Source organism: Streptomyces anatolicus (assembly GCF_019400875.1).
Lineage (GTDB): Bacteria > Actinomycetota > Actinomycetes > Streptomycetales > Streptomycetaceae > Streptomyces > Streptomyces anatolicus.
Genome location: NZ_WMBF01000785.1, coordinates 1 through 1,715, shown reverse-complemented (window position 1 = coordinate 1,715; position 1,715 = coordinate 1). Strand labels below are relative to the sequence as shown.

Annotated in this window: 2 protein-coding genes; one reads left to right on the top strand and one right to left on the bottom strand. The window is 74.9% G+C overall.

Going from position 1 to position 1,715, the window contains the following annotated elements; translation table 11 throughout:
• Positions 1 to 316: 316 nt before the first annotated feature.
• Positions 317 to 934, bottom strand: coding sequence for an RNA polymerase sigma factor (locus GKQ77_RS32440; protein WP_219692731.1), 618 nt, complete (start codon positions 932 to 934; stop codon positions 317 to 319).
• 160 nt (positions 935 to 1,094) lie between these two features.
• Here GKQ77_RS32440 and GKQ77_RS32435 point away from each other — a divergent pair.
• Positions 1,095 to 1,715: MerR family transcriptional regulator (locus GKQ77_RS32435; RefSeq protein WP_219692729.1), on the top strand; the 621-nt coding region annotated here is incomplete at its 3' end.

The following is a 1,715-nucleotide window of genomic DNA, read 5'->3' as shown; positions in this document are numbered from 1 at the left end:
CTGGCGGACCGGCGGGACCGGCAGGACTAGTGGGACCGGTAGGGCTGGCGGGGCAGCCGGGGCTCACGCTTGTCGCCCGGCCTGAGTCGAGGCCGTGGGTGGCGCGGCTCGCCGCGCGACGCCCGGCACCACCCACGGCCCTCGGCCACCGTCCGGGGGTCGACGGCGGCGCCCTCAGCGGCGCCGACTCCGCTGAGGCGCACAGGAAGCGGGGTCCGGGCGAGCCCGGCGGCCGACGACGGGGACGGCCACTGAGGGTTTCCCTTCACTTCCGCCGCCAGGGGGCACGCGGATGCACCCGGCCGAAGATTTTCTCTCACGCGTCATACGGCGCGTCCCGCAGGAGCAGACGTAGACGCAGCTGACGCATACCGCGCCGCGCATGGCTCTTCACCGTGCCCAGCGGCCACCCGGTGCGCTCGGCGATCTGCGGCTGGGTGAGGTCCCCGTAGAACGTCAGGCACAGTACCGTCCGCTGCGGCACCGGAAGCCTCGCCAACTCCCGTACCACCAGCACCCGGTCGACCACCGCGTCCACCTCGTCGTGACAGGAGCGGTCCACGGCGCACCGGGCCCCCGCGCCTTCGACCAGGGCCGCCCTGCGGGTCCGCGCCGCCAGCGCGTCCGCGATCTTCCGCCGGGTGATACCGGTCAACCAGGCCACGGGACTGCCGAGTTCGGGACGGTACCCGGCCCGGCCGCGCCACGCGGCGAGAAACACCTGCTGCGCCACGTCCTCCGCCTCACGGCTGTCACCGAGCGCACGCCGGGCCAGGGCCTGCACGCCGGGCCCCCACCGCCGGTACGCCGCGGCGAGGCACGCCTCGTCCCCGCAGGCCAGACCCGCCGCCAACGCGGCGCTCCTGTCCCCCACTCCGACTCCGCCCGGCACGTTCACAGGGCCCCGTGCGGGCTCTGGCACCGCTGCGCTCATCGACGTCTCGTCAGCTCCTCGAACCGATCCGATCGGCAACTGTCACGCGCCCGTCCAAAACCGGCCAGGCGGGCCGCGGTTCCGGCCGCGGCTGGGTCATCTTGGGAGCGGCTCCGCAGACCCGGCAACCCGCATCGGTTGTGCGTCGTATCGTGAGCGCATGAGCGAGCCTGGGGGAGGCGCGGGCGAGGCGCGGGAGCGTCCGCAGGGCGACGGCGCGGCGGGTGTCCCGGTCACGACCGACGGCACCGCTGGCGTCCCGGTCACGACCGGCGCGCTGGCGAGGCGGCTGGGAGTGTCACCGACGACGCTGCGCACCTGGGACCGCAGATACGGTCTCGGGCCCACCCGCCGCGAGCCGGGCCGCCACCGCCGCTGGTCGGAGCGGGACATCGCCGTCGTCGAGGAGATGGGCCGCCTCACCTCACTGGGAGTCCCCCCGTCCGACGCGGCCCGCACGGCACTCACACGCGGCTCTGAAGCTCGGGCGGGGAGCGGCGCGGGAGCTGGGTCCGGCTCAGGGTCCGGCCCTGCGCCCGGGGCCGGGCCAGGACCCCTCGTGAGGCAGCGCAGAGGCCTGTCCCGCGCTGCCGTACGTCTCGACGCGCCCGCCGTGCAGGACCTGCTGGCCGACGCAGTGGCGCGGCATGGGCTTGTCGCCGCGTGGCAGGAAATCATGGTGCCGACGCTGCACGCCGTGGGCCGCAAGTGGGAGGAGGCCGGTGACCGGTACGTGGAGGTCGAGCACCTGCTCTCCTGGCAGGTCTCCCGCACCCTGCAC

What these genes read in the sequence shown, in the direction of transcription:
- GKQ77_RS32440 (WP_219692731.1), bottom strand. Translation starts at nt 934, where the DNA reads ATGAGCGCAGCGGTGCCAGAGCCCGCACGGGGCCCTGTGAACGTGCCG.